At 60.0% G+C, this 24,856-nt stretch carries 23 protein-coding genes; 10 read left to right on the forward strand and 13 right to left on the reverse strand.

The genetic code is table 11. The annotated features are described in order from the left end of the window. Positions 1–18: 18 nt before the first annotated feature. From ACQZAB_RS01995 to ACQZAB_RS02050, 12 genes are all read right to left on the reverse strand, one after another. Positions 19–894 carry a glycosyltransferase family 2 protein gene (locus ACQZAB_RS01995; RefSeq protein WP_428386622.1) on the reverse strand — a complete coding sequence of 292 codons (876 nt, stop codon included), beginning with the start codon at positions 892–894 and terminating at the stop codon, positions 19–21. 8 nt (positions 895–902) lie between these two features. Continuing rightward, positions 903–1,775, reverse strand: coding sequence for a glycosyltransferase (locus ACQZAB_RS02000; RefSeq protein ID WP_428386624.1), 873 nt, complete (start codon positions 1,773–1,775; stop codon positions 903–905). 7 nt (positions 1,776–1,782) lie between these two features. Further along, the gene (locus ACQZAB_RS02005; RefSeq protein WP_428386626.1) at positions 1,783–2,607 is read right to left on the reverse strand and encodes a glycosyltransferase; all 825 of its coding nucleotides are present in this window, start codon (positions 2,605–2,607) and stop codon (positions 1,783–1,785) included. Then, on the reverse strand, positions 2,537–3,802 hold the full coding sequence (locus ACQZAB_RS02010; RefSeq protein WP_428386628.1) for a sulfotransferase family protein: 1,266 nt from the start codon (positions 3,800–3,802) through the stop codon (positions 2,537–2,539). Before ACQZAB_RS02010 ends, ACQZAB_RS02005 begins: the two co-directional genes overlap by 71 nt. A gap of 3 nt (positions 3,803–3,805) precedes the next feature. Continuing rightward, positions 3,806–4,684, reverse strand: a complete 879-nt coding sequence (locus ACQZAB_RS02015) for a glycosyltransferase family 2 protein (protein ID WP_428386630.1) — start codon at positions 4,682–4,684, stop codon at positions 3,806–3,808. 47 nt (positions 4,685–4,731) lie between these two features. Then, on the reverse strand, positions 4,732–5,934 hold the full coding sequence (locus ACQZAB_RS02020) for a hypothetical protein (protein ID WP_428386632.1): 1,203 nt from the start codon (positions 5,932–5,934) through the stop codon (positions 4,732–4,734). Positions 5,935–6,020: 86 nt separating this feature from the next. After that, complete coding sequence (locus tag ACQZAB_RS02025; protein WP_428386634.1) at positions 6,021–6,719, reverse strand: hypothetical protein; 699 nt, start codon at positions 6,717–6,719, stop codon at positions 6,021–6,023. Between the two features lie 11 nt (positions 6,720–6,730). Continuing rightward, positions 6,731–7,483 carry a DUF268 domain-containing protein gene (locus tag ACQZAB_RS02030; protein ID WP_428386636.1) on the reverse strand — a complete coding sequence of 251 codons (753 nt, stop codon included), beginning with the start codon at positions 7,481–7,483 and terminating at the stop codon, positions 6,731–6,733. Beyond that, complete coding sequence (locus tag ACQZAB_RS02035) at positions 7,483–8,217, reverse strand: FkbM family methyltransferase (protein ID WP_428386638.1); 735 nt, start codon at positions 8,215–8,217, stop codon at positions 7,483–7,485. The genes ACQZAB_RS02030 and ACQZAB_RS02035 overlap by 1 nt, the downstream gene beginning before the upstream one ends. After that, positions 8,217–9,479, reverse strand: coding sequence for an ABC transporter ATP-binding protein (locus ACQZAB_RS02040; protein ID WP_428386640.1), 1,263 nt, complete (start codon positions 9,477–9,479; stop codon positions 8,217–8,219). Before ACQZAB_RS02040 ends, ACQZAB_RS02035 begins: the two co-directional genes overlap by 1 nt. A 27-nt stretch (positions 9,480–9,506) precedes the next feature. Further along, a complete protein-coding gene (locus ACQZAB_RS02045) occupies positions 9,507–10,379 on the reverse strand; it encodes an ABC transporter permease (RefSeq protein ID WP_428386641.1) in 873 nt (290 codons plus the stop codon). Positions 10,380–10,529: 150 nt separating this feature from the next. After that, the gene (locus ACQZAB_RS02050) at positions 10,530–11,339 is read right to left on the reverse strand and encodes a type II secretion system protein (protein WP_428386643.1); all 810 of its coding nucleotides are present in this window, start codon (positions 11,337–11,339) and stop codon (positions 10,530–10,532) included. 174 nt (positions 11,340–11,513) lie between these two features. On the opposite strand from ACQZAB_RS02050, the gene ACQZAB_RS02055 reads away from it, so the two are divergent. Both ACQZAB_RS02055 and ACQZAB_RS02060 read left to right on the forward strand, forming a co-directional pair. After that, positions 11,514–13,250, forward strand: coding sequence for a PEP-CTERM sorting domain-containing protein (locus ACQZAB_RS02055; RefSeq protein WP_428386645.1), 1,737 nt, complete (start codon positions 11,514–11,516; stop codon positions 13,248–13,250). Positions 13,251–13,345: 95 nt separating this feature from the next. Then, positions 13,346–13,729 (forward strand): SnoaL-like domain-containing protein, encoded by a 384-nt coding sequence (locus tag ACQZAB_RS02060; RefSeq protein ID WP_428386647.1) that lies wholly within the window; start codon positions 13,346–13,348, stop codon positions 13,727–13,729. Here ACQZAB_RS02060 and ACQZAB_RS02065 read toward each other — a convergent pair. Next, positions 13,701–14,495 (reverse strand): lysyl oxidase family protein, encoded by a 795-nt coding sequence (locus ACQZAB_RS02065; protein ID WP_428386649.1) that lies wholly within the window; start codon positions 14,493–14,495, stop codon positions 13,701–13,703. The two genes, ACQZAB_RS02060 and ACQZAB_RS02065, sit on opposite strands and share 29 nt — an antisense overlap. A gap of 216 nt (positions 14,496–14,711) precedes the next feature. On the opposite strand from ACQZAB_RS02065, the gene gdhA reads away from it, so the two are divergent. The 8 genes from gdhA to ACQZAB_RS02105 all read left to right on the forward strand — a co-directional run bounded on the left by gdhA (position 14,712) and on the right by ACQZAB_RS02105 (position 24,591). Continuing rightward, positions 14,712–16,067: an NADP-specific glutamate dehydrogenase gene (gene gdhA / locus ACQZAB_RS02070; RefSeq protein WP_428386651.1), complete on the forward strand. Its 1,356-nt coding sequence runs from the start codon at positions 14,712–14,714 to the stop codon at positions 16,065–16,067. Positions 16,068–16,104: 37 nt separating this feature from the next. After that, positions 16,105–17,745 carry an acetolactate synthase large subunit gene (locus ACQZAB_RS02075; protein ID WP_428386652.1) on the forward strand — a complete coding sequence of 547 codons (1,641 nt, stop codon included), beginning with the start codon at positions 16,105–16,107 and terminating at the stop codon, positions 17,743–17,745. 45 nt (positions 17,746–17,790) lie between these two features. Continuing rightward, the gene (locus ACQZAB_RS02080) at positions 17,791–19,224 is read left to right on the forward strand and encodes an aldehyde dehydrogenase family protein (protein WP_428386654.1); all 1,434 of its coding nucleotides are present in this window, start codon (positions 17,791–17,793) and stop codon (positions 19,222–19,224) included. 27 nt (positions 19,225–19,251) lie between these two features. Continuing rightward, positions 19,252–19,695 carry an ATP-dependent zinc protease family protein gene (locus ACQZAB_RS02085; RefSeq protein WP_428386656.1) on the forward strand — a complete coding sequence of 148 codons (444 nt, stop codon included), beginning with the start codon at positions 19,252–19,254 and terminating at the stop codon, positions 19,693–19,695. 3 nt (positions 19,696–19,698) lie between these two features. Then, on the forward strand, positions 19,699–20,907 hold the full coding sequence (locus tag ACQZAB_RS02090) for a RimK family alpha-L-glutamate ligase (protein WP_428386658.1): 1,209 nt from the start codon (positions 19,699–19,701) through the stop codon (positions 20,905–20,907). After that, positions 20,904–21,983, forward strand: coding sequence for a succinylglutamate desuccinylase/aspartoacylase family protein (locus ACQZAB_RS02095; protein ID WP_428386660.1), 1,080 nt, complete (start codon positions 20,904–20,906; stop codon positions 21,981–21,983). Before ACQZAB_RS02090 ends, ACQZAB_RS02095 begins: the two co-directional genes overlap by 4 nt. Positions 21,984–22,126: 143 nt before the next feature. Then, on the forward strand, positions 22,127–23,605 hold the full coding sequence (locus ACQZAB_RS02100) for a circularly permuted type 2 ATP-grasp protein (RefSeq protein WP_428390124.1): 1,479 nt from the start codon (positions 22,127–22,129) through the stop codon (positions 23,603–23,605). After that, a complete protein-coding gene (locus ACQZAB_RS02105; protein ID WP_428386662.1) occupies positions 23,602–24,591 on the forward strand; it encodes an alpha-E domain-containing protein in 990 nt (329 codons plus the stop codon). Before ACQZAB_RS02100 ends, ACQZAB_RS02105 begins: the two co-directional genes overlap by 4 nt. The last annotated feature ends 265 nt before the right edge of the window (positions 24,592–24,856 follow it).

Genomic DNA, 24,856 nt, shown 5'->3' on the forward strand with positions numbered 1-24,856 from the left:
GCCGGAAACTGATTCCGCTCAGGCGGCCTGTGGCTGCCCATGCCAAAGCTGATGGCGTACCTGCTGGGACAAGAGCCACCAGGGATGTCTGATGACCTGAGACCAGGGACGGTGGCCGATTTGAGCGAGCGTCGCTGCGCGGTGCTGGTAGGCGGTTCTTCGGTACACCGACCAGCGGTCACGGATAGGCAGATTGCGTGCGTAAGCTCGCTCGACGAGCACGTGCTCGTGGATGAAGCCCTCTGGCTGAGCGCAGGTCTTGCTCGTTTCGTGCATGCGGTAAGTGGCGATGGGCTGATCGATGACATCTGGTTTGAGGCCGGCCGACAACAGTCTGAGCCACCACTCGAAGTCCATGCAGTAGTGGAGGCGTTCATCGAGGAAGCCCAGCTGCTCGTGCAGGTTGCGATTCCACCAGACGCCTGGCTGCGGGAAGCAGAATGGCTGACTGGCTGAGCGCAGCAGCGTGGATGCAAGAGTGATAGCTTGCGTTCGCTTTTCGAGCTTGAGGACTGCGCCGTCGGCGTCGATGTGCTGTACCCATCCGCCGAACCACTGTGTGCTGGGGTGCGTCTTGATGTGGCTGGCGACTGTACTCAAAGCATTACGTAAGAGCGTGTCGTCCGAGCACAACCAGGTCACATAGTCACCGCTTGCCAGCTTCAGGCCTTTGTTGATCGCCTGAGTCTGACCATCGTCTTCCTCGCAAACAAGAACGTCGATGGCCGATCGATACTGCGCAAGTACGTCTGAGGTCTTATCCGTGGATTTACCGTCAATGACAATAAGTTCGAGATCCGGGTATCGCTGATCCAGGATGCTGTCCAGCGTCATGGGCAGGTAAGCACACTGGTTAAAACTGGGGACCACGATGCTGAGGCGAGGCAGGGACATGCGTACTCCTAAGCGGCTTGTTCCAGGGGAGTACGTGTTTTCAGATCATCTTCACGCAGCACAGGCAGGGACTGGACTTCGAGGGCTTCCGAGGGTGACGTGCGTCCCTGATAGGTCAGCACCAGCCATTCGCTGGCGAGGGTGTAGGCAAAATAGATACCCGAAAGCAGAAAACCCCTGGCTCCCAGACGCCAGCCGTCGAAGTCACGGAGGCTTCGATAGAGTTCGATGAAAGGTCGGGACAGGGCACGACGCCAGGTAAACTTCAGGCCGTTGCCTGCCAGCGCCCTGGCCTCGGTATGGGCGTAGCGGGTGAGGTGTCGTCTCAGCAGCTCCGCGTAGCTGTTCGACCAGTAATGGCGCATGTGATTATCGCCGTCCCACGGGATACGGACTTCGCGTTGGCCCTCATCCAGCCGTGTCAGCCGATTGGCCCACGGGAGGATCCGACATCGCTGGCGATGAACCAGACGCTGCTTGTAGGTCAATGTGCCCCAGACGGTGCCATCGAGTCGCTGGTGTTTGAAGTAGAAACGCATCGGCAGCGAGATTGCACCAAGATCGGTCTCGGCGTTGAGCGTGCATCGCATCTGCGTGACAAGGCCGGGCGGGATGGCTTCATCCGGATCAACCAACAAGATCCAGTCGTGCCTGGCGATGGCTGCGGCCGCGGCACGTGTGGGTTCAGCAATCGGTGCAGGGTCGACGTGAAAGAGCCGGTCGGCATGAGCACGCGCCAGCTCGAGTGACCCATCGGTCGAGCCCATATCGATCACAATCAACTCGTCTGCCCAGGAGAGTGAGGGCAGGCACTTCTCAAGATGGGCCCGTTCATTGCGGGCGATCACAATCGCGCTGACTGGTGTAGGCGTCTGAGTCATGGGCTTCTCAGGCTGCAAGTCGGAGACGCTGTACGACCTTGTGCTTGATCCGACGGTGCCAGGGCATCCACTGCTGTCGCACCCACTCGAGGTGCTTCAGCAAGCCCTCTGGCGGATCGGTGTCGTGGGATACATCCAGCCCGCGGAAGGGTAGATGCTTGAGATTCCGTGCACGCCATGCCGAGGTATGCACCTGAGGCTGGTAGTTGACAGAATGCTCTGCCGTTGATGGGTGCCAGGGATGGTAAAGCCTGATCTCGGGGTGCCAGCTGACCGGGATACCCAGAACCTTGAGACGGGTGTAGACGTCCAGGCAGTTGGCGTGGAAGCCTGTGGCGAAGATTGGGTGCTGGTCGTAACCGTTGATCTGCTCGATCCACGTCTTGCGGATCGACAGGCAGGCTCCGTGATTGGATGGGTTGGTGATGCTGGTCACGCGCTTGAGGTGGTTGATATCCACCTCGTCCCGATGATCTTCCTTCGCTTCGTTGTAGCGGTAGCAATAGAGTGCGAGTCGCGGCTGATCCCGGTGTGCTTCGAGAATCTGCGAGAGGAAGCACGGCTCGGTGATCACATCGGCATCGATGATGACCAGGATGTCGCCTCGAGCTTCGGTGATGCCGCGGTTGAAGCAGTAGGAAGCGTGGTAGGTACCCGACCGGCCGAGGGTGATGGCTCGAAAGTTGGGTTGATGATCCAGGCGACCTTGAAGGTCGTCGTGGATCTGGCTGCCATGCTCGACCCAGATCAGCTCGTAGTCTTCACGCGGCAGGTCTTGATTCGCGAGGTAATCGATCGACTCGAACCTCTCTCGGAACCCGCCGTCGACCATGATGATGGAGATCGTCGGTCGGCTGGATAATGGCTTGTTTGGCTGGCTCATGCGCTTTGTTACTCCGACCGGTCATGGGGTCGCCGGAGGATGTCATCGGGTGTTCGCCGGATGGCGGAGCAGCGCCAGGCATGGTCGTTCTTATGGGTCTGACCATGAGACGTCGGGCCTTGCGTGCCAGGCGTAGACCGCCGTCTTTGAGTGCACCCAGCCACCCCTTTTCTCGGACGCGGTTGAGCCAGATAAGTCGTTCGAACTCAACAGAGCGACGCTCTGCGGGGGGAACCCGGATTAGTTCATCGAGTGAATGTGTGGCTAGTAGCTGCGTGCGAGATGGCTGGCAGCGGTCCAGAATGGTCTCAAGCTCGACACGGCTGTACCCAAGGGCGTTGAGTGTTTCTTCGCCAAGTTGATCGAGGTAATCCGAAGCGCAACGCCAGAGCTGTGGGTCCGTCAGCGACTCGGCCCACCGATCGATGTGATGTGCATCAGGGCGTTGCTTCTTATGGGCGTGGGTGGGATCACCCAGCGTCCATTGCGGCTGGGGCGACTGGTTGTAGCGAAGCAGCCTATCGTCCCAAGGCAGGTTTAGGGTGCCTAGTAGCGATGAGAGCTCTGTCTGCGGGTGACGAACCAGCGATTCGTAGTGGATGACGTGATCGACAAGCCTCGAATCTCTGATTGAGTTGGCCAGAAGGTCGGGTGCCAGTTGCAGATCATCTGCGGAGTCGTACAGGTGAAACCAGCGTTGGCCGATCCAGGTGTTGCAGATGGAGGTTAGGACAGCCAGCGGATTGCGAACAAGAACCACGATTCTGGCTTGCGGGAAGAGTTCGCGAAGCTCGGGGAGGATGTAGTAGTACCTCGGCGTTTTATCGAGACAACAGCTGGCATGCTGCTCCAGGCACCATGTCCTGTAGTGCTGCAGCAGACTCTGCCTTGACCCTTCGAGGAAAGCCTCGCGGCTGTTCGGCAATGCCTCGAAAGCAAGCTTGAAGGTGCCTTCATTGAAACGAGCCTGCCAGAGGTCGGGGCGTAACGGCAGGACCGCGTGCAACGCCAGCCAGGGCTCACCCGCGGTAGCAATGCCTGGATGAGCCCCGAGCATCCGCTGCAACAGCGTCGAACCGGCTCTTGGCTGTGAAACCAGGAAGGTCAGACCCCGTCCCTCATGATCCGGCAGCTGGCTGGACATGGCTTATGCCGCCCTTCTGTAAAGGGCCTTGAGGCCGTAGCTCACGGCGTTTTTCAGATCTAGGCTTCGCAACGACCGATGGGCGGCTCTGCTCGCGAAAATCTGTTCGAGCTGATCGAAGCACCTCGTGGCGGCAAGTCGGTCGGCTGCCTCAAGCCGGTCGATCAGATCCTGATGCTTGCGTCTGATGTGTGTCACAGCGGCGAGATGTTTACGAGGGTCTTGGCGTGAGACACCGCCGGGGTGCAGCCTGTATTCGGAGCCCAACTCTGGACAGTAATGGAACGCGGCACCCGCAGCAGCGAGCCGGATCCGGAGTTCCCAGTCCTCGTAGAGATTGATGTTGGCGTCGTATCCGGCGACTTCGTGGAAGAGGTGCCTGGGCAGGAGTTCATTGCGGAAGACCATCCCACGCGGGAAAGCACGGGCAAGCAACACTGGCAGCACGTTTCCCGTGGGCACATCATCGCCAGCCGCCCAACGATTGAGGATATTCCCGGAGGGATCGATGGTCTGAAAGTTAGAGAAGAGAATGGCTTGCTTCGGTAGCGAGATTGCCACCGCGATTTCATTCTCGATACGCGCTGGCAGCATCCTGTCGTCACCATCGAGGTAGGTCATCCAATGCCCTGTGCAGAGTGAGGCTGCGTGAGACTTGGTCGCTGAGACACCCCGATTAGTAGCGTGAAAGGCATAGTCGATCCTGCCCGGATACCGGATCGCGTAAGACCGGATGAGTTCCTGAGACCCGTCCGAAGAGGCATCATCGACGATCACGATCTGATCGACCGGTCGGGTCTGAGCAAGCACGGAATCGACCGCCTCGATCAGGTAGTCCCTGTGGTTATAGGACGTGATGAAGACACTCACCGAATCGTGCATCGAAGGGTCCTTGGGTCGATCGATGCTTCGGTTATCGACACGGCTTGTCAGGCGGCCATACGTTGGCCGGCAGACTGTGTAATCGGACGCGTCTCGAAAGCCGGCATCTCTCGCCTGGTCTGACTGAGGTGGCTCGCCGTGTTGACTAACAGGTCATCGATCATCCGAACGATCTCATCCACCGAGACGGAGGCCGGAACCGCCCGGCAGCGGTAGAGCTCTCGTCTGGGGTCGGTGTCGTGAAGCAGGAGGTCCTGCCCGAGATTCGGCCAGCGTGTTCTTGGCATCAGGTCGATCACCGCGCCCGCGTGAGCCGATGGCAGCAGCATGTTCGACCCGTGGACACCCACAACCACGTGACTCCTGGCGTAGCGCTGGCACCAGGCTTTCTCGGTGGCTTCATCGATCGTTCTGGTGCGCAGGTCCTGTATCGGGCCTGACCGGGGTGCAGGGTCACCCAAACCGACCAACGCAAAATCGAGATGTGGATAGCGCTTGTGAAGTCGTTGCGCGAGCGTTTTCACAGCCAGTCGTTGAGCCTTCGTGGCCGTTGGCATGCCAGCTTGATCAAGCCCAAGTATCGCCTTGAGTTTCTGACGCCATCGTCCTGCAGGCAGCGGTTCGGGCCAAACGCGATCATCCCTCCAGATGAAGGTGACCACGGGCCGTTCTGTCGCGTTCTGCCAGCCCGTGGGATCGAAAGGACGCACGCCGGTGAAGCGATCGATGCTGACATCCTGTGGAGCGGGGTGCGGCGTGCTCAGGCTGAGTCGGACCTCCTTGAAGTCCGAAAGCCGCTGGTGAATCCAGCGATCGAGTCCATCCGACCAGCGTGTTCCCGAGGCCAGCGGCCAATCGACCGACCAGACCTCGGCAACCCCGTCAGGCACCAGCCAGCGCAGTTCCCCGGGGATCATCAGGATGATGTCATGGGATGGCGACTCATCCAGCTCGCGCTGGACACTAAGCAGCTTGAGCAGGCCGTGACCGTAGAGCCGGTCGAGGGTGTTGACCAGCAGTGGTCGCCTGATGGGTCTGAAGGACTCGACCGTGATCTGAGGGCAAGTATCTTCACGCGACCTGAATCCATCAGCCAGCCAGTCGGCGAACCACGGTGCCTCATCGCGTCCAAACACCTCACCCGTTGAAGCCTGAAGGGTCATCGGCGTCAGCAGCCCGTTGCCTGCGAGCAGATCGAGGTAATACTCGGCAGCGCACGTGGGGCAGCGCATGCTGGCGAGATTGCGCATGCCTGTGATCGCCCAATCCGTCTGTACCAGTTTCGTGCCATCCGAAGGGCAGCGTGTCTCCCGTCTGAAGGCAGGGAGAAGCGATGTCACGCGGCGGCTCGCTCAGATCGACGACTGCGGAACATGCCCATCAGCCGCTTGGGCAGAGAGCTGCTTCGAGCTGCTTGAGCTTTAGACTGCTGTGCCTGCCATGCGTGGGTGCTGGCCTCCTGGCAGTAACGAGCAACCAGTGATTGAGCCCGGCGTGGCACGGATATGATCACGTCTTCATGAATCACGATGTAGGGATCGGCAGCGGTTCGGAGGGCATCGATCACTCGGTCGATCGAAGGCCAGCTTTCGATCCGATGTGGTTGCTGTGGCGGCGAGAGGAACAGCCGGGCATCGTCGATCAGGATGAAGTGGTCTCTGAGATCGCTGCGGAGGATGGCGAGTTCTTCCAGCAGCGGGCACTCGTCCTCCGCGGCTTCACCAAAGGTGATACCACCCGACCAGTGCGCATCGAGCCAGAAGATGCCAGGTCCCTTGAGTTCTTTGAGCACCCGCGGCAGGCAGGTGCGTGTGTCGCCAAGGTGCCAGGAGATGCCCTGATCCGGGAAACGCTGCTTCGCGGCCTCGTGCAACGACGACTGGGCTTCGATCGTGTGCACATCGGCAAACTGGCTGGCGGCCCAGCTCGCGGTCTGACCGAGATAAGTGCCGGTTTCAATGAAGTGCTGGACTTTATAAGCCTGCTTGAGTTGCAGGATCAGATCCCTTGGCGGGCCCATCTGTGTTGTACCCATGACAACAACTCCTAGACATCTTCTCGACAAAAGTGGAAGCAGCCCACGCAGTTCGCCTCGGGTTGCTGCTCAACAAAATCATTACCCACGATGTAGCGCACTTCCTTAAGCGTGAAAGGCTCGAATCGCTTCAGAAAACCCTCGGTGGTAAAGGCTCTGTGAGCATTGAAGTAGGTGCGTTCGCGTTTCTCGATCGGGACGGAGACGTAGACGTTCCCGCCAGGTGCGATGACGCGCTTGATCTCTGCGATCGACTTCTCCGATCCATCCGGGTCGAGGTCGTCGCCGTAGCGTCCAAGACCGATATGCTCGATGACACAGATCGACGACAGCGAGTGCACCGAGGCGTCGGCCATCGGCAGATTCAGGATGCTGCCTTCGCGGAAATTCAGCCCGGGCAGCGTGACGGGCAGCGGACGGATGTCGACCATCGTCACCGGCACGATCTGACTCAGAAAGCCATTGAACCGGTGACTCGATCCGATGTCGATATGCTCAGCGGGCTTGTCTTTGGCGATCAGGCCGAAGGCCCAGGTGTCCTGGTAGAAATACACGGGCTCGACCGGCGTGGTCGACGTGGCGTCCTCCACGCAGGGATAGAGCGTGTAGGCATTGGGCTTGCGCCCAGCAGGAGCCAGCTTGCGGTAAGCCTGATACTGGCCCCAGAAGGCCTGCCACTGCTTGAGCGTGCCCGGAATCGTGCTGATATCACGGCCGATCCGGCGGGCCTGCCGCTGCACCATCCATCGTGTTTCTTTGATCATCACCGGGGCCCCGCGACCATCATGGAGAACTGGGCGGTCTTGGCCGACTCACCGCCGGGGAACACCGGGTCGTTGTTCACGAGGTTGCCGAGCTGATAGCCGCAATCATCGAGCAGCGAAATGAACTCATCGGGGGTGTTGCCCATGTCGAAGGTGGTCTGCCCGAACTCGAACAGGATCACCCCAATGCGCTTTTCCTGCATAAGCCCGCGAGCCCCACGCAGCGCCTGCAACTCGGCTCCCTCGATATCGATCTTCAGCAGGTCGATCCGCTGGATGTCGTGCTCCTCGCAGAAGCGATCCAGTGTCGTCACCGGCACCTCCTCGATCGACTGCGGGCGGACGTTGATGCCGTAGTCTTCGAGCGGACGGTTCGCGAGGGTGTTCCAGGTGTCGTGTTCTTCGTCGTAGACGTTCAGCTTGGCCTGACCGACGGTCTCGCCGATGGCCATGTGGTGAAGCTGAACGGGCGGGCCGTCGAAGCGTTGCCTGAGTCGCTGGTAGGTGGCCGCACAGGGCTCGAAGGCGTGGACGTAGCCCCCGGTTCCTACCAGTTTGGCGAATCGTCTCGTGACTTCGCCCCGGTTTGCTCCGACGTCAAACGCCGTCATACAGGGCTTGAGGAACGCCTTGTAGAACGCGAACTCAGCGGCTTCTACCTCTTCGGGCGTTGCACAGTCCAGCTGCGCCGGGCGTGAGACAGGACGGAATCGATCGATCAGGGACTGGATCATCAGGCCGCACTCCGTGAGGCTTGGAAAGCAGGTTCAACCGACCAACTCGCATCGATCAGCAGCGAACCATGACTCGCTGGCGGCAACTCGGTGGTCGTGTAGAAGGCACCCGGGATCACGGTGAGCGTGTAGGCCCGGGGCAGGAAATCGATGTAGGGCTGGTCCGAACCCTCGGCGCTCACACTGACCGCCAGCTGATAGCTGCCAGCAGCCAGCGGGAGCCTCGGCAAACGGCACACAAAGCTCCCATGCGCTGACAGGTCTGTGAAACAGGCATCATCGAGACGGCTGTGGTGCAGAAAGACCGGGATATCCGAACCGGTCCGCGCACCGATGCCGACCACCACCGGGCCGGGCAGCGGACGATCGTCGGGCCGCTGGTACTCGATGACGAGTTCGATGTCCTGCCCGCAGCGGGCCGTATCGATCGTGTGCCCGTCGAGGTCACGCAGGCTGATCCGGGTCACGCGCACCTCGCCCGACCCCTCGCGATTCTCGTCATCGATGGTCCCGATGCCCGACTGCTCCATCGAGCGGAGGTACTCGCCAACCGCCTCATGGGGCGCGCCGTCGAACACGGTCTGACCCTCCCGCAGCACGATCGCGCGGTCGCAGAGGTTCTCGATGGCGGCCATGTTGTGGCTGATGAAGAGGATGGTCCGACCAGAAGCCGCGACATCGGACATCTTCCCCAGGCAGCGCTTCTGAAACGCCGCGTCGCCGACGGCGAGCACCTCGTCGACCAGCAGAATCTCCGGCTCCAGGTGAGCTGCGACGGCGAAAGCCAGCCGCACGGTCATCCCGGATGAGTAGCGCTTGACCGGGGTTTCGAGGAAACGCTCGACGCCAGAAAAATCCACAATCTCATCGAACCGGCGCGCGATCTCCTTCCGGCTCATGCCGAGGATCGCGCCGTTGAGGTAGATGTTCTCTCGACCCGTCAGCTCCGGGTGGAAGCCGGTACCGACTTCTAGGAGCGAACCGACACGGCCAGCGAGCCGAGCCTGCCCGGAGGTGGGCTCGGTGATCTGCGCGAGCAGCTTCAGGAGCGTCGACTTGCCGGCGCCGTTCCGGCCGATGACGCCAAGACACTCACCTGGCTGGACCTCGAAGCTCACGTCCTTCAGTGCCCAGAAGTCGGCGCGCTTCTGCTTCTGCCCCGAGCCGCTCAGCGCGTCACGTAGCGTCTGATCGAACGCCTGCATCGCGCCGAGGCGGTAGCGCTTCGAGAGGTGGCTGGCTTCGATGGCGGGTCGGGTCACGGTTTGAAGTCTCTCTGGAGCGGAGCGTCAGATCACGTCGGCGAACCGGCGTTCGGTGCGGACAAACATGGCCGCCCCGATCACGACCAGCAGCAGGCCAATCGCAATCGGCATCAGCAGGGTCATGGGGTCAAGCGAGCCACCGAGGATCGCTGCACGGAACGCTTCGATGACGCCTGTCATCGGGTTCAGATTCAGGTAGCCCCGGTAGACCTCGGGGATGATCGTCGGGGGATAGATCACCGGGGTGACGAAGAACCAGGTCTGGAGCAGGAATGGCAGCAGGTGCCGGATATCTCTGAACCAGACTGTCATCGCCGCCAACCCCAGACCAACGCCGACGGCCGAGAGCACGGCCCCCAGCAAAGCCAGCGGGAGGGCAACCAGGCTCCAGGAAAAGGCCACACCCAGCGTGACCATCAGGCCAAAGAGCACCACGAGGGCAATCGCCAGATCGACCAGCGGGACCGCCGCTGCGGAAACCGGCAGCAGGATCCGCGGGAAGTAGACCTTGGTGAGGATGTGCCGGTTGGCGATCAGGCTGTTGGTGGCGGAGGTGACCGTGGAAGTGAACAGCGTCCACGGCAGGAGGCCGGCGAACAGGAAGACCGGGTAGGCCGCACCGCCAACCTTGTCTTCGAGGCCCATGGCCTTCCCGAAGAACAGGTGGAGCACGACCATGCTGACCAGCGGCTGGATCACGGCCCAGGCGACGCCGAGCACGGTCTGCCGGTAGCGAACGCTGAAATCCCGCTTGGCGAGCACCCAGGCGAGCTCACGGAACCGCCAGAGGGTCGCCGGAGACAGCCCCCGCAACGCCTGCCCGGGGGCAATCACCGTATCATGCCCCTTCAGGCCCGAAGCGAGAGCGGGGTCTGTGGATGGAGACAGGCTGGACACGCAGCACCTTCCGATCGCCAATGCGGCCCGCGAGCACACCGCTCACGGAGACATCCGGGCTATCGATCGGAAGCGGAGGATGAGGTGAGAGGACGGGTGGTTGGGGGGCAGTGTCCGATAGTGGACCATCCAGATCTACATGAACGACGATCACTCTTGAAACTGCGAGAAATTCTCTTTGTAACCAGCCGCTCCATCGAACAGTACGGCGTTAATCCCTGAATCACCGGCCTGACCCGTGGTGCTGTGTGGGCGGATCTGGTCGTCAGGATCGCGTGTGGTGTTCTGTATGGTCGCGGCGGCCGAGAGGCTCACCGAGCCAGGTTGCGCTGCCAGAAGCGCGAAATTGTCCTGCATCCACTGGAGTGCCTGTCCTGCTTCCTGCTGGTTCTCGAAAGCTATATCTTCGTAGGGGGTGTAACCAACATCACGGCGTAAAACATCATCTGGGAACGTCGCAATACTCGGTCCACGTGAATTCAAAAACTGATACGTATTTCCGTTCTCGATCATGTCGTCACGCTGGGCAGGACATTCCCATAGATCGCCCGATCCCGGGGCGTAATTGCCGTAGCCCAAAGCCTCACCCAAACCCATGTTCTCTGGCCCTTGACCCGCATAGGTCTCGGCAGGGTTGTTAGCCACATCGAAACCGGGAGCCACACGATAAGGCGAGAAGCCAGCCCAGCCTCTTGCATTAGGCCACTGACTCGCGTTGGCGGCGTTCCAAAGACCACCGCATGGGAAGAAACCGTCGTAATCGGCCGCATAAGTGGCAGAGCCCAGATACAGCTGGCGCAAATTCGATGCACATGAAATCTGATAAGCCGATTGCCTTGCACGACCTAGGGCAGGCAGCAGAATGCCTATGAGCAGTGCAATGATCGAAATGACAACCAGAAGCTCTATGAGCGTAAAGGCCCGAAAACAGGGGTTGGCCTGAATCGGCTGATTCTGCATGGGAATATGTTGCCGCTGTATGAACATGGATTTAACTTTCCATAAGATACGGCGAAAATGCCTGTTGTCACCTATTGAGGTCGCTTTATCCCCCAAATTGCTCGGGAGAAACTGATGCCGCAAAGCTCCTATAGCCCCCAGAGGACCGTTTTTACCAGCCTTCTAATGGCTGCGATGGCTTCACCAGCACTGGCTGTCACGCCAACGGTCCTCCTCCAGACGGGTGATCCCTATCTCAGCGGCACCTCCATCGAACGTATCTCCACGCTTGTGGGTACGCCCGACGGTGGCTATCTCACCCGGATCAAGGCCGATATTTTCAGTTTCACCTTCTTCAGCAACGTTGAGGTGGAGTCTTATTACGGCTCTTTTGGTGGTGCGCCAGCTGGAATCCTCAGAACCGAAGACAACGTCATAGCAACCGTGGACAACGGGGGCCGTGGTTCGTTTGTGCACCTCGATATCGGGTCGGCTGCCATCAATGAGCTCGGTCAGATCGCCTACACCACGAGAGTGGCGGGAGCACCCCAAGCCAGTTCCCTCTTCACCGACACCTCGATGTGGCTGGATGACCGGCTGCTGATCCTCGAAGGTGATGCGCTGGACAGCTCGCTCGGCCTGCCCGGATACGTCTGGGAGGGCGCAGCACCGGCCGGGGTGGCACCCGATGGCACCGTCATCTTCAGCGGCAGCTACACCAACGACGGCGGAACCACCATCGGCCAGGGCATCTTCTCGGTCGGTCCGGATGGCACGGGCTGGCAAACCTTCTTCAAGACCGGGGACACGCTAGGCGTCAGCGGCAGCGTGGTGCCCCTCGCCGAAGACAACGATCGTTTTGTCAGCGACCTCTCGAACCGAACCGCCTCACCCGACGGCTCTCTTGTTCTGAGCATGGTCGATGTCGAAGAGGGCACCACTTCTCCCATCTTCGTCGATGAGCTCACCATCAACGGCGTCGCCCAGACCTGGGCCGGTAGCAGCAGCGTCATCCGAGGGTTTGACCCCATCCCGGCCTCGGCCGGTGGGCTGCCGGGCGAGTTCATCGGAACCGCCAGCCTTTTCGTCGGCGGCTTCGATCAGGTCGATATCAACGATCAGGGCAGCTACATCTTCGGCGGCTTCAGCAATCTCGATAGCGACTTCATCGTGCTCGACGGCGAGATCATCCACCGCGAGGGCGATGTGCTCCCGCGATTCGGTGACGGCGCGAGCAGTGTCACTCTCGGTAGTGACGCCAAGTCTGTCATGCTCAACAGCGACGGGGATTATGTGTTCACGATGGGCACCAACCTCGACGTTCTGGTCGTCAACGGCGAGGTGGTCTTTGCCACCGGCGATGAACTGGCTTCCGAAGGCAGCATCGATGCCATCAACAACGCCATCATCAGCGACCGCAACCAGAACAACGAGGTGATTGTTCGGTTCAGCGGACGAGAGTTCGGCCAGTCCAATCAGACCAGCCAGATCTATGAGCTCGTGCTGCAGCTCGACCCGCTGGGGCTGCTAGGCGACTTTGATGAAAGCGGCATCCTCGACATCGCGGATGTTGACCTGCTCGCAGCAGCCATACTCGCCGGTTCCAGCGACAGCCAGTTCGACCTGGATGGTTCCAGCAGCCTGTCCAACGCCGATTTGGCCTTCTGGATCGTCGACCTCTTCGGATCGGCCCTCGGCGACAGCAACCTGGACGGAGCCGTCGATCTGATCGATCTCTCGGCCCTGGCCAGCAACTTCGGGGGACCTGGCACCTATGGCCAGGGTGATTTCAACGCCGATGGCACCGTCGACCTGATCGATCTATCGACGCTGGCCAGCAATTTCGGCTTCAGCAACAGCATCCCCGAGCCCGCATCGCTGATCCTGCTCGGACTGGGAGGCGTTCTCCTAAGCCGCCGCCAGCAGGCGTGAGTTTTCTGTTTGCGTGTCATCCCCCGGCCCTGCCGATGACAGCCCTGCTGTACGTTGATGCCCTCACCCAACCCCCAACCGTCTAGGAGGTCGTCATGGACAGCGAAGCGAAAACCATCGGTCAGCAACTCGTCAGCCTGTGTCAGCAAGGCAAGTACGCGGAGGCTCTGGATAAGCTTTACGCCGACGACGCCATATCGATCGAAGCCATGTGCATGCAGGAGGGTCAGGACCGCACGACCACAGGCCTGGACAACATCAAGAAAGCCGGCGAGTGGTGGGAAGCCAATCACGAGGTACATGGCGGGGAAGTGATCGGCCCGTTCCCCCACGACGATCGCTTCGCCGTGCTCATGAAGATCGACGTCACGCCCAAGGTCGGCCCCATGGCCAACCAGAGAATGATGATGGAAGAAATCTGCCTCTACACCGTCAAGGACGGCAAGATCGTCAAGAGTGAGTTCTTCTACAGCGAGTGAGAACAGAGAGAAGCGTCAGCCCGAGAAGCCCCGCCGTACCGGGTTCCGGCACGGTGCTCATATCCAGATAGACCAGCACGCGGTGCGTGTTGTTGGTCTCGTCGGTTTCTTCGACGTAGTTCGAAGGGTCGACCACCACTTCGAGCCAGTAGGTGCCTGTTGCCAGGCCGGTTACGTCGATCCACTGCGTCGGGATCGACTTGTGATACAGGTCCAGCCAGCCCACTGAAACGCCAAGGACCTGGGCATCGACGCTGTTGTAGCGGCGCTTGGTCGGCGCGCCGGGCAGCGACAGATTCCAGGGTGCCGAATCAACCAGAGCGTGGCTGGTCTTGAGGTTGGTCGCCACGACATCGCCCACCCCGCCGTTGTCGCCACCAGGGATGGCTTCTCGAAGGTTGTACTCGGCCAGGCCCACGAGAAAGAGATGACCGAAGGGGGGATCGGCATCCGGAAAGACACCCAGCACGCGTGACTCAATCGAGCCATCTTCCTGATGAATCCGCTGATAGACCGTTTGGTTGAGATCACCATCCGTCACTTCGCTGACTTCGAACGGGCCATCGCCCAGATTCGGGATGGCGGCCGAGAACCGATAGATCACCCGCCCCGGGATCACCTCGAGGTCAAACTCGCCGTCGTACATGTACCCGAGCGAGCGGTCAGAAACCGCGGTCAGGTCCGGCAGCAAGGGCCCTGCCCCCGCCGACACGGACAGGCTGGCTACCAGCCCCAAGCAGGTGATAAGTAGACGCCAACGTGCCAAGCTTCTTCTCCTCGAGGAACGACCAAGCCTATCCAGTATGCCACAACAAGCTGGCCGGGCGAGAAAAACGAGACCGGCCATTCGTAGCCACCAATCACGACCCGTAGTGAGTCGCAAGAGGGGTCTGGTTAGGGCATCCGGGGTATCTGGGAATGCCCGCATCTGCGGGTATGTTGTGGACATCCTTTAATTACTCCCTCCCGACGAGGAGCAACCATGCCCACCAGCAACTGTCCGGATCTCAAGACCTTCATGGAAGGCCTGATCAAGCGCAACCCTCACGAGACGGAGTTTCACCAGGCCGTCCGCGAGGTTGCTGAGAGCCTGGTGCCCTACGTTCTCGACCACGCGAAGTACCGCGAGGCGCAGATCCTCGAACGCATGACCGAACCCGATCGGATCGTCATCTTCCGTGTGACCTGGGAAGACGACGAGGGACACATCCGTGCCAACCGAGCCTGGCGGGTGCAGTTCAACAACGCCATCGGCCCCTACAAGGGTGGGCTGCGGTTTCACCCCAGTGTGACGCTCAGCGTCCTCAAATTTCTTGGCTTCGAACAGACCTTCAAGAACAGCCTGACCGGTCTACCGATGGGTGGAGCCAAGGGCGGTTCCAACTTCAACCCCAAGGGTAAAAGCGATAACGAGGTGATGCGATTCTGCCAGTCGATGATGATCGAACTTCACCGACACATCGGCGAAGACACCGATGTGCCCGCGGGGGACATAGGCGTCGGCTCGCGCGAGATCAGCTATCTCTTTGGCCAGTACAAACGGCTCGAGAACCGATTCACCGGCATCCTGACCGGCAAGGGTCTCGCCTTCGGTGGCAGCCTCGTGCGCACGGAAGCCACCGGTTATGGCTGCGTCTACTTCTGCCAGAACATGCTCGAACAGGCAGGCGACGGGCTCAAAGACAAAACCGTCGCGATCTCAGGATCTGGCAACGTCGCTATCTATGCCGCAGAGAAAGCCATGCAACTCGGTGCCAAGGTGCTGACGCTCTCCGATTCGGGCGGGTTCATCCACGACCCGGATGGTATCGATGAAGACAAGCTCTCCTTCATCAAAGATCTCAAGGAAGTCCGCCGAGGCCGCATCAGCGAATACCCGGACAAGTACAAGAAAGCGACGTTTACCGCCGACGCCCGCCCCTGGTCGGTCACTGCGGACATCGCCATGCCCTGTGCCACCCAGAACGAGATCAGCCCGGATGAGGCCAGGACACTCATCAAGAATGGCGTACAGGCTGTGAGCGAAGGCGCGAACATGCCCACCGAATACGACGGCGTGCACGCCTTCCTCGAAGCCGATGTTCTCTTCGGCCCTGCGAAGGCCGCCAATGCAGGGGGCGTCGCGGTTTCAGGTCTTGAGCAAAGCCAGAACGCTCTGCGATTGTCCTGGAGCCGTGAGGAGATCGACTCTCGCCTGCAAACCATCATGAAGGATATACACAAGAAGTGCGTAGACTACGGCGACAAGAAAGATGGGCCCGTGAACTACGTCAAAGGCGCGAATATTGCCGGCTTCGAGAAAGTCGCCGAGGCCATGCTGGCCTACGGTGCCGTGTGATGATTCTTTCACACCAGACTTCTAGATTAGGAAAGTCATGAAAGCATCTGACCTGTTCATCAAAGCCCTCGAAGCGGAGGGTGTTACGCACATCTTCGGCATACCGGGAGAGGAAAATCTGGACTTTCTGGATTCACTCTCGCGATCGAAAATCGAGCTCGTCCTGACACGCCACGAACAGGCAGCCGGCTTCATGGCCACCACCTACGGTCGGCTGACCGGCAGAGCCGGCGTCTGTCTCTCGACACTCGGACCGGGTGCCACCAACTTCGTGACCGCAGCGGCTTATGCCCAGCTCGGCGGCATGCCCATGGTGATGATCACGGGCCAGAAACCGGTAAAAACCAGCAAGCAGGGCCAGTTCCAGATCGTCGACATTGTCGACATGATGCGCCCGTTGACCAAGTACACCCGCCAGCTTGTCAGCGCCGCCAACATCCCCTCCAGAGTCCGTGAGGCCTTCCGACTAGCTCAGGAAGAGAAGCCGGGTGCAGCTCACATCGAGTTACCCGAGGACATCGCCGCCGAAGAGACCGATGAACCCACCATCCCAGCCAGCCTCGTGCGCCGCCCAGTCGCCGAAGACAAAGCCATCGCCGCCGCACTGGACCTGATCGAGATGGCGAAGTCGCCCCTACTGTTGATCGGTGCCGGTGCCAACCGAAAGCTCACCTGTCGGATGCTCCGGAAAATGGTGGACAAACTGCAGATCCCGTTCGTCACCACGCAGATGGGCAAAGGTGTGGTCGATGAACGCAGCCCGCTCTTCCTCGGCAACGCCACCCTCTCAGCAGGCGACTTCGTCCACCGCGCTCTGGACGCCGCCGACCTGATCATCAATGTCGGCCACGATGTCGTCGAGAAGCCCCCCTTCTTTATGCACGCAGATGGCGTCAAGGTCATCCATATCAACTTCAGTTCCGCAGCGGTCGACCCGGTCTACTTCCCGCAGGTGGAGGTGGTCGGCGACATCGCCAACAGCATCTGGCAGCTGACCGAGAAAGTAGAACCACAGAATCACTGGGACTTCGACCGATTCATGACCGTCAGAGAAGCCGGCGAGAAACACGTCCAGGAAGGAACCACCGACAGCCGCTTCCCGATCTACCCCCAAAGGCTCGTGGCGGATGTCCGCGCCGTGATGCCCTCGGATGGCATCATCGCGCTGGATAACGGCATCTACAAGATCTGGTTCTCACGCAACTACAAAGCCCACCAGCCCAACACCGTCCTGCTCGACAACGCGCTCGCCACCATGGGTGCCGGCCTGCCATCGGCCATGGCCGCCAGACTCGTCTATCCCGACCGCAAGGTTATGGCCATCTGTGGCGACGGCGGCTTCATGATGAACTCTCAGGAATTGGAAACCGCGGTGCGCCTGAAGATGCAGCTCGTCATCCTGCTCCTGCGAGACAACGCCTACGGCATGATTAAGTGGAAGCAGTCCAACATGGGCTTGGCCAGTTACGGACTCGACTACGACAACCCCGACTTCGTGAAGTACGCCGAAAGCTACGGAGCCAGGGGCTATCGCGTCGAGAACGCAGACCAGCTCAAGCCTCTCATGGAGCGTTGCCATAGTGAACCGGGCGTTCATCTGATCGACGCCCAGGTCGATTACGCCGACAACGATCGGATCCTCAATCACGAAATTAAAGAACGAAGTGCAGCCATCTAACGCCGAGGCTGCGCTGCAAGACTGGTAACAGAGAGAAGCAGCCCGATGCTAAAGCCAACCTATCCCTACTACCTGGCCAACAAACCAGAGAGCCCCAACACGGACCTCGAGGTCACCGACAAGTACAACGGCGATGTCGCAACGCGTGTCGCACTGGCCGATGCCGCGACCATCGACCGCGGGATCGCAGAGGCCGTAAGCGCCTCTGAACCGATGGCAAATCTTGCGCCTTACGAGCGCCAGGCCATTCTCAATCACTGCGTCGATCGCTTCTCCCAGCGTAGTGACGAATTGGCGCAAGCCCTCTGCATCGAAGCCGGTAAACCGATCAAGGACTCAAAGGGCGAGGTCTACCGTCTGATCGATACCTTCCGCATCGCCGCAGAAGAATCCGTCAGGCTCAACGGTGAGGTCCAGGAACTCCAGATCTCCGCCCGCGCTCGTGGCTACACCGGCATGTGGCGAAGAGTACCGATCGGCCCCTGCTCATTCATCTCACCCTTCAACTTCCCGCTCAACCTCGCCGCTCACAAAGTCGCCCCCGCCATTGCCGCAGGGTGCCCGTTCGTCCTCAAGCCCGCCAGCCGGACACCGATCGGGGCGCTGATCATTGGCGAGGTTCTCGCCGAAACCGATCTGCCCGAAGGCGCCTTCTCGATTCTCCCCTGCCACCGCGACGGAGCCGACCTGTTCACAACCGATGAACGCCTCAAGCTCCTGAGCTTCACAGGCTCGCCCGATGTCGGCTGGGCCCTCAAAGCCAAAGCGGGCAAGAAGAAAGTCGTGCTGGAACTCGGCGGAAACGCGGCCTGTATCGTCGATGAAGATGCCGACCTCGATGACGCCGTGACACGCATCGTCTTCGGCGCCTTCTATCAGTCCGGTCAGAGTTGCATCGGCGTCCAGCGCATCCTGATCCATGACACTGTCTACGAAACACTGAAGGCCAAACTCATCGAGAAGACAAAAGATCTGGTCGCTGGTGATCCCAAGGACGAGAACACCTTCATCGGCCCCATGATCTCAGAGAAGGAAGCCGAACGGCTCAAGGGGTGGATCGATACCGCAGTTCAGCAAGGGGCCAGGCTCCTCTGCGGCGGCGAACGTGAGGGCGCGATGCTCAAGGCAACTTTGCTGGAAGATGCCCCCCGACAGGCCGAGGTCTGTGCGGAAGAAGCGTTCGGCCCCGTCGCCGTACTCAGCCGCTACAAGGATTTCGATGAAGCTCTTCGTATCGTCAACGACAGCAAGTTCGGGCTGCAGGCGGGCATCTTCACCCGTGATATCTACAAGGCCCAGAAAGCCTGGCAGCAGTTGGACGTCGGCGGGGTCATCATCGGCGACGTGCCTTCCTGGCGCGTCGACAACATGCCTTACGGCGGGGTCAAAGACAGCGGCCTCGGCCGCGAAGGTATCCGCTTTGCCATCGAGGACATGACCGAGATCCGCAACCTCGTCATCCGCAACCCAAAGGCCTGAAGAACCGCACCACGATAGAATCTTGCGATGACGGAACCAGAAAGCAGCCCAACCCTGATCGGCTGGCGAGAGCGTATCGCCCTGCCCCAGTGGGGAATCCGCAGCCTCCGCGCCAAGATAGATACCGGTGCGCGCACCAGCGCGATCGACGTTCCCGAGATCATCGAACTACCCGACGGCCGTGTGCGCTTCAAGGTCGTTGTCAGCCACGACCCGACCCGCAAAGTACGTTGGGTCGAATCCGAGGTCGCTCGCACCAGCATCATCAAGCCCAGCAGTGGCGAACGTCAGGAACGCCTCGTCTGCAGAACCCCAATGGTTCTGGCAGGCATCGAACGCGAGATCGAAATCAGCCTGGTCTGCCGAAAGGGCATGCTCTGCAGGATGCTCGTCGGCCGTACGGCTCTGGAAGGCCTGTTTGCCGTCGATCCAGCCGCGCGTTATCTCCACAACCCCGCGAAGAAAGCCTGATCCATGAAACTCGGCATCCTCTCCATGTCGCTGCGTGCCTATAGCACGCGCCGACTCAAACAAGCAGCCCTCGATCGCGGTCACAAGGTCCGTGTACTCAACACACTCCGCTTTGCTATCGACCTCCAGCATGGCGAGCCGGACCTCTACTTCCGCTCCAAGGCGCTGGGTGATTACGACGCAATCCTGCCACGCATCGGCGCTTCGATCACTTACTTTGGCACCGCTGTTGTTCGACAGTTTGAACAGATGGACGTCTACACCCCGAACACCGCCAACGGTATCACCAACTCGCGCGACAAACTACGCTCGCTCCAGATCCTCAGCCGTCACGATGTCGGAATCCCGCACACCACCTTCGTCCGTGACCGCTCCGATGTGCTGCCCGCCATCGAGCGTATCGGCGGAGCACCCGTCGTGATCAAAATCCTCGAAGGCACACAGGGAATAGGCGTCATTCTCGCCGAAACCACCAAAGTCGCAGAAGCCATCATCGAAACAATGCAAAGCGCCAGGCAGAACGTGCTGATCCAGAGTTTTGTCAGCGAGAGCAAGGGCAAGGATATTCGGGCCTTTGTCGTGGGCGACCGTGTTGTGGCAGCGATGCGACGCGTGGCCCAAGGCGACGAATTTCGCAGCAATGTCCACCGAGGCGGCAAGGCAGAGCCCGTCAAGCTCGAACCCGAGTACGAAGCCACCGCCGTCCGCGCCGCTCAGATCATGGGCCTGAAGATCGCCGGCGTCGATATGCTCGAAACCAACCAGGGCCCTCAGGTCATGGAGGTGAACTCGTCGCCCGGGCTCGAAGGTATCGAGTCCGCCACCGGTTTGGACGTAGCCGGTGCCGTGATCGATTTCATCGCCGCACAGGTCTCCTTCCCCGAACTCGATGTGCGCCAACGGCTCACTATCTCCAGCGCCTATGGCGTCGCCGATCTGCTCATCCCCGAAGGGTCGCCCATGGTCGGACAGACCATCGATGAGTCAGGACTCCGAGACAAAGACATCGTCGTGCTCAACCTGCACAGAGGAACGAGCATCATCTCGAACCCTAGAAGTTCCCGAGAACTCGAAGCCGGCGACCGTTTGCTCTGCTACGGCAAGCTGGAAGCCATGCGCGATCTCGTCCCCGAACGCCGTAAACGTCGACGCAGAGTAAAAATCCAGAAACTCGACCCACAGGTGATCGAAGAGATGGCCCAGAACCCATGAATCAGACCAGCGAGACTACATGGGGCGATGGCAAAGTAGGCCCTGGCGAGAAAGCCACCGTCTCACTCACCATCTCGGAAAGCTACTCCGGAGCCGATGTCAAGATTCCGATGGTCGTCTGGCGGGGCAAACACGACGGCCCAACAGTCTTCATCACCGCAGCGGTACACGGCGATGAGATCAACGGCACCGGCACCATCCGCAACCTCCTACGCGATGCCCCGTTTGAACTCCGGGCAGGCACTCTGATCCTGGTCCCCGTCGTCAATATGTTCGGATTCGAGAGGCACTCTCGTTATCTGCCCGACCGACGCGACCTCAACCGCTCCTTCCCGGGCAGCACCGACGGCAGCCTCGCCAGCAGACTGGCTCACGCCTTCTTTCACCAGGTCGTCAAGCGCTGCGACTACGGCATCGACCTCCACACCGCCGCCGTCCGTCGAACCAACTTCCCCAACGTCCGGGCCAATATGACCGACTCAAAGCTCGCCGCCTTCGCTAGAGCCTTCGGAGCGGAACTGATCGTCAGCGGCCAAGGCCCGGAGGGCTCGTTGCGACACGCCGCCTGCACGTCCGGCATCCCGACGCTCATTCTGGAAGCGGGTGAAGTCTGGAAAGTCGAACCCAGCGTTCTCACCTACGGCCTCAACGGTATCACCAACTGCCTTGCCTTTCTCAACATGATCGATCAACCCCTCCGTCAACCGCCCTACCGCATCGAGACAGATGCCACCAAGTGGGTCCGCGCCAAACGCGGAGGCTTCCTGGAATTTCACGTGGCCCCGGGAGACATCGTGAACGAAGGCGACCCGCTGGCAACCAACACCAGCCTCACCGGCGAAGAGCACAGCCAGATCACCGCACCAAGATCCGGCGTCGTGCTTGGTATGACCACCATCCCATCGGTCTCACCCGGCGATCCCGTCTACCACCTGGCCTTCCCAAGGCAGGGACAACTTAAGCGCGTCGAGAGGATCATTGAAGGACTGAGTGAAACGAGCCTGCACAGCCAGATCCGCGAGGACTTGGCGTCAGGTCTCGCCGTCACGCCAGGCCAGAACGAAGGGCATAAATGACCGAAGGAAAACCTGCTTTGAGGATTCTAAGCCGCAAATGCTTTGATAATTTGAAAGAACAATACTAAAGTCGTTATGCCTGCCAAACACCTCATCAGCCTGAGGTAGTTGATATTCACACCATGACACAACCTCCCAAGTCAATGCTGTCCACACAATCACAGGATGCCGCAACCCAGAACGTTTTCAGAGATTACAAGCCTGCAACCGGATGCTTCGACGAACTCTTCGACACCGAAGCGCCACGTTCAGAGACAGGCGACGTCTGCCAACTCCTTGAGCAACTGGGAAAGAGCGAACTTTGTGAACGCCAGAGCCTCATCAATCTCATGATGATGCGCAGCGGCGTGACCTTCTCCGTCTACAGCGATGGAGCAGGACAGGAGAAGATCTTCCCCTTCGACGCCATCCCACGCGTCATCTCAGCCACCGACTGGCAGAAGATCGAGAAGGGACTGCTGCAACGCGTCGAAGCCCTGAACCAGTTTCTGGCAGACATCTATAGCGATCAGAAGTGCATCGAAGAAGGCATCATTCCTAGGCAGGCCATCGAACAATGCCCCGCTTACCTGCCCCAGGCGATGAACCTGACACCGCCGGGCGAAACACGCGTGCACATCGCCGGTATCGACCTGATTCGCGACGACCAGGGCGACTTCCGAGTGCTCGAAGACAATCTGCGCACACCCTCCGGCGTCTCCTACGTGCTCGAGAACCGCGAACTCATGAAGCGTGCGCTGCCACGTGTCTTCGCCGCCTCCAGGGTGCGCGCTGTCAGCGATTACCCGCAAAGACTCAGAGACGCCATGCGGGAAGTGGCACCAAATGGCGTCGCCGAGCCAACCAAGGTTGTCCTCACACCCGGTCCTTTTAATTCCGCCTACTTCGAACACAGCTACCTCGCACGGCAGATGGGGATCGAACTGGTCGAGAACTCCGACCTGTTCGTTCAGGACGACCGTGTCTACATGCACACCACACACGGACCGCAGCAGGTGCACGTCATCTACAAGCGTGTCGATGACGACTTCCTCGACCCCCTCGTCTTCCGATCCGAAAGCCTCTTGGGCGTGCCCGGCCTCTATCAGGCCTACGCCAGGGGCAATGTCACGCTCATCAATGCCATCGGCAACGGCGTCGCTGACGACAAGGGTATCTATCCCTACATCCCGAGACTCATCAAGTTCTATCTCGGCCAGGACGCCCTGATCGATCAGGTCGAAACACTGATCTGCGCCGAAGAGAAAAACTACAAACACGTGCTGGAGAATCTCGACAAGTTTGTCGTCAAGAAGGTCGACGGCTCAGGCGGCTACGGCATGCTGATGGGTCCGATGGCGAGTAACAAAGAACGCGAAGCATTCGCCGCAGTTCTCAGCGAAACACCAGAACGCTACATCGCTCAACCCCTGCTGCAGCTATCAGCCTGCCCAACGCTCATCGGCGACCAGGTAGAACCCAGACGGGTTGACTTAAGACCCTTCGTGATCACAGGAAAATCAAGCTGGGTCTTGCCCGGCGGCCTGACCCGCGTTGCCCTCCAGAAAGGCTCATTCGTCGTCAATTCCAGCCAGGGCGGCGGCTCCAAGGACACTTGGGTCCTTCAGGGAGATCCGGCATGATCGCCCGCGTCGCAGAAAGCTGCTACTGGCTCTACCGCTACGTGGAGCGCGTCGAGAGCATCTCCAGACTCCTCAGAGTGAACCGGAGCTTCGCCCTTGATGCCGGCATGCCCAACATCGAGCGCTATCGACCACTCATCATCGTGGCCGGAGAAGAGGCCAACTTCGACACCCTGCTCGGACCCGAAGCCGCCGAAAGCGGCCACCGCGTTCACCACTTCTTGGTCTGGGACGAGGCCTGCCCGGTATCGATCCTGTCGTCCATGCGCCAGGCACGCGAGAACGCAAGAACCATCCGCGAAGTCATCAGCGTCGATATGTGGGAATCGCTCAACGGCTTCTGGCACTGGCTACGCCAAGGCGAAGGCAGACAAAGATACGCCTCAAACGCCGATGATTTTTACCGCTGGGTCCGCGACTGGCCGCACGAATTTTATGGCATCGCACTCAGCACCCTCTATCGGGATGAAGCCTTCGACTACATGCAACTCGGACTGCACCTCGAAAGAGCCGGGCAGACCGCCAGGCTGATGGACGTCAAGCACCACATGCTCTCGCCAACCGCCGACTCCCCCACCCAGCGTCCACTCGAGGCAGCCGTCTCTCTCGAACTCCTGCACGGCTGCTCCGCCTACGAGGCCTACCGACGCCATAGCAGCAAGCTCTCAGGAACAGGCGTCCTCGACTTTCTCCTACTCGAACCCGCTTTCCCCCGATCCGTCGTCCACAACCTGGAACGAGCCTGGACCATTCTTCATCGCCTCAAAGGATTCGGCGCTTCGCAGGAAGCCGAGCCCAACCCATTCCGTTTGATCGAAGACCTCAGAGACCACGTCATCGCGCAGCGCGGTGTCAGCCTGGACCGCGACAGACTGCATACCGAATTGACCAACATCGTCAACGGTATCGCAGCCATCGGCAGCGCGATCGAAGCCCGCTACTTCGCCAGAGTCACACCCGACCACGATCTCCCGGCCAGGACTTAGATTGTCTTCGTCGCGACCAAACCTACCCAATGCTTGAGCTTTCGTTCGACACGACCTCTTCGCCGGGATACCCCCTCCAACCCTTCCGCAGCCCCGGCACCTCCGCAGCCAGCCACAGCATCATCTCGTCGATGCAGGGCAGGCTAGGTTGCAACTCTGGCACGATCTACGCCAGAGGTGGCGGCACAAAGCTCAGCGTCAACGTCCTGGTCGCAGCCCCAACTTCCGATTCACCACTTTCGCAGTTCCGGGAATCCCGCCATCC

Source organism: Mucisphaera sp. (assembly GCF_965279675.1).
Taxonomy (GTDB): domain Bacteria; phylum Planctomycetota; class Phycisphaerae; order Phycisphaerales; family Phycisphaeraceae; genus Mucisphaera.

Coding starts and splice junctions, on each gene's coding strand:
- ACQZAB_RS02025 (WP_428386634.1), bottom strand. CDS start 6,719: ATGGGTACAACACAGATGGGCCCGCCAAGGGATCTGATCCTGCAACTC.
- ACQZAB_RS01995 (WP_428386622.1), bottom strand. CDS start 894: ATGTCCCTGCCTCGCCTCAGCATCGTGGTCCCCAGTTTTAACCAGTGT.
- ACQZAB_RS02100 (WP_428390124.1), top strand. CDS start 22,127: ATGCTGTCCACACAATCACAGGATGCCGCAACCCAGAACGTTTTCAGA.
- ACQZAB_RS02085 (WP_428386656.1), top strand. CDS start 19,252: ATGACGGAACCAGAAAGCAGCCCAACCCTGATCGGCTGGCGAGAGCGT.
- ACQZAB_RS02080 (WP_428386654.1), top strand. CDS start 17,791: ATGCTAAAGCCAACCTATCCCTACTACCTGGCCAACAAACCAGAGAGC.
- ACQZAB_RS02105 (WP_428386662.1), top strand. CDS start 23,602: ATGATCGCCCGCGTCGCAGAAAGCTGCTACTGGCTCTACCGCTACGTG.
- ACQZAB_RS02020 (WP_428386632.1), bottom strand. CDS start 5,934: ATGCGCAATCTCGCCAGCATGCGCTGCCCCACGTGCGCTGCCGAGTAT.
- ACQZAB_RS02060 (WP_428386647.1), top strand. CDS start 13,346: ATGGACAGCGAAGCGAAAACCATCGGTCAGCAACTCGTCAGCCTGTGT.
- ACQZAB_RS02015 (WP_428386630.1), bottom strand. CDS start 4,684: ATGCACGATTCGGTGAGTGTCTTCATCACGTCCTATAACCACAGGGAC.
- ACQZAB_RS02050 (WP_428386643.1), bottom strand. CDS start 11,339: ATGCAGAATCAGCCGATTCAGGCCAACCCCTGTTTTCGGGCCTTTACG.
- ACQZAB_RS02000 (WP_428386624.1), bottom strand. CDS start 1,775: ATGACTCAGACGCCTACACCAGTCAGCGCGATTGTGATCGCCCGCAAT.
- ACQZAB_RS02010 (WP_428386628.1), bottom strand. CDS start 3,802: ATGTCCAGCCAGCTGCCGGATCATGAGGGACGGGGTCTGACCTTCCTG.
- gdhA (WP_428386651.1), top strand. CDS start 14,712: ATGCCCACCAGCAACTGTCCGGATCTCAAGACCTTCATGGAAGGCCTG.
- ACQZAB_RS02030 (WP_428386636.1), bottom strand. CDS start 7,483: ATGATCAAAGAAACACGATGGATGGTGCAGCGGCAGGCCCGCCGGATC.
- ACQZAB_RS02095 (WP_428386660.1), top strand. CDS start 20,904: ATGAATCAGACCAGCGAGACTACATGGGGCGATGGCAAAGTAGGCCCT.
- ACQZAB_RS02035 (WP_428386638.1), bottom strand. CDS start 8,217: ATGATCCAGTCCCTGATCGATCGATTCCGTCCTGTCTCACGCCCGGCG.
- ACQZAB_RS02055 (WP_428386645.1), top strand. CDS start 11,514: ATGGCTTCACCAGCACTGGCTGTCACGCCAACGGTCCTCCTCCAGACG.
- ACQZAB_RS02075 (WP_428386652.1), top strand. CDS start 16,105: ATGAAAGCATCTGACCTGTTCATCAAAGCCCTCGAAGCGGAGGGTGTT.
- ACQZAB_RS02090 (WP_428386658.1), top strand. CDS start 19,699: ATGAAACTCGGCATCCTCTCCATGTCGCTGCGTGCCTATAGCACGCGC.
- ACQZAB_RS02005 (WP_428386626.1), bottom strand. CDS start 2,607: ATGGTCGACGGCGGGTTCCGAGAGAGGTTCGAGTCGATCGATTACCTC.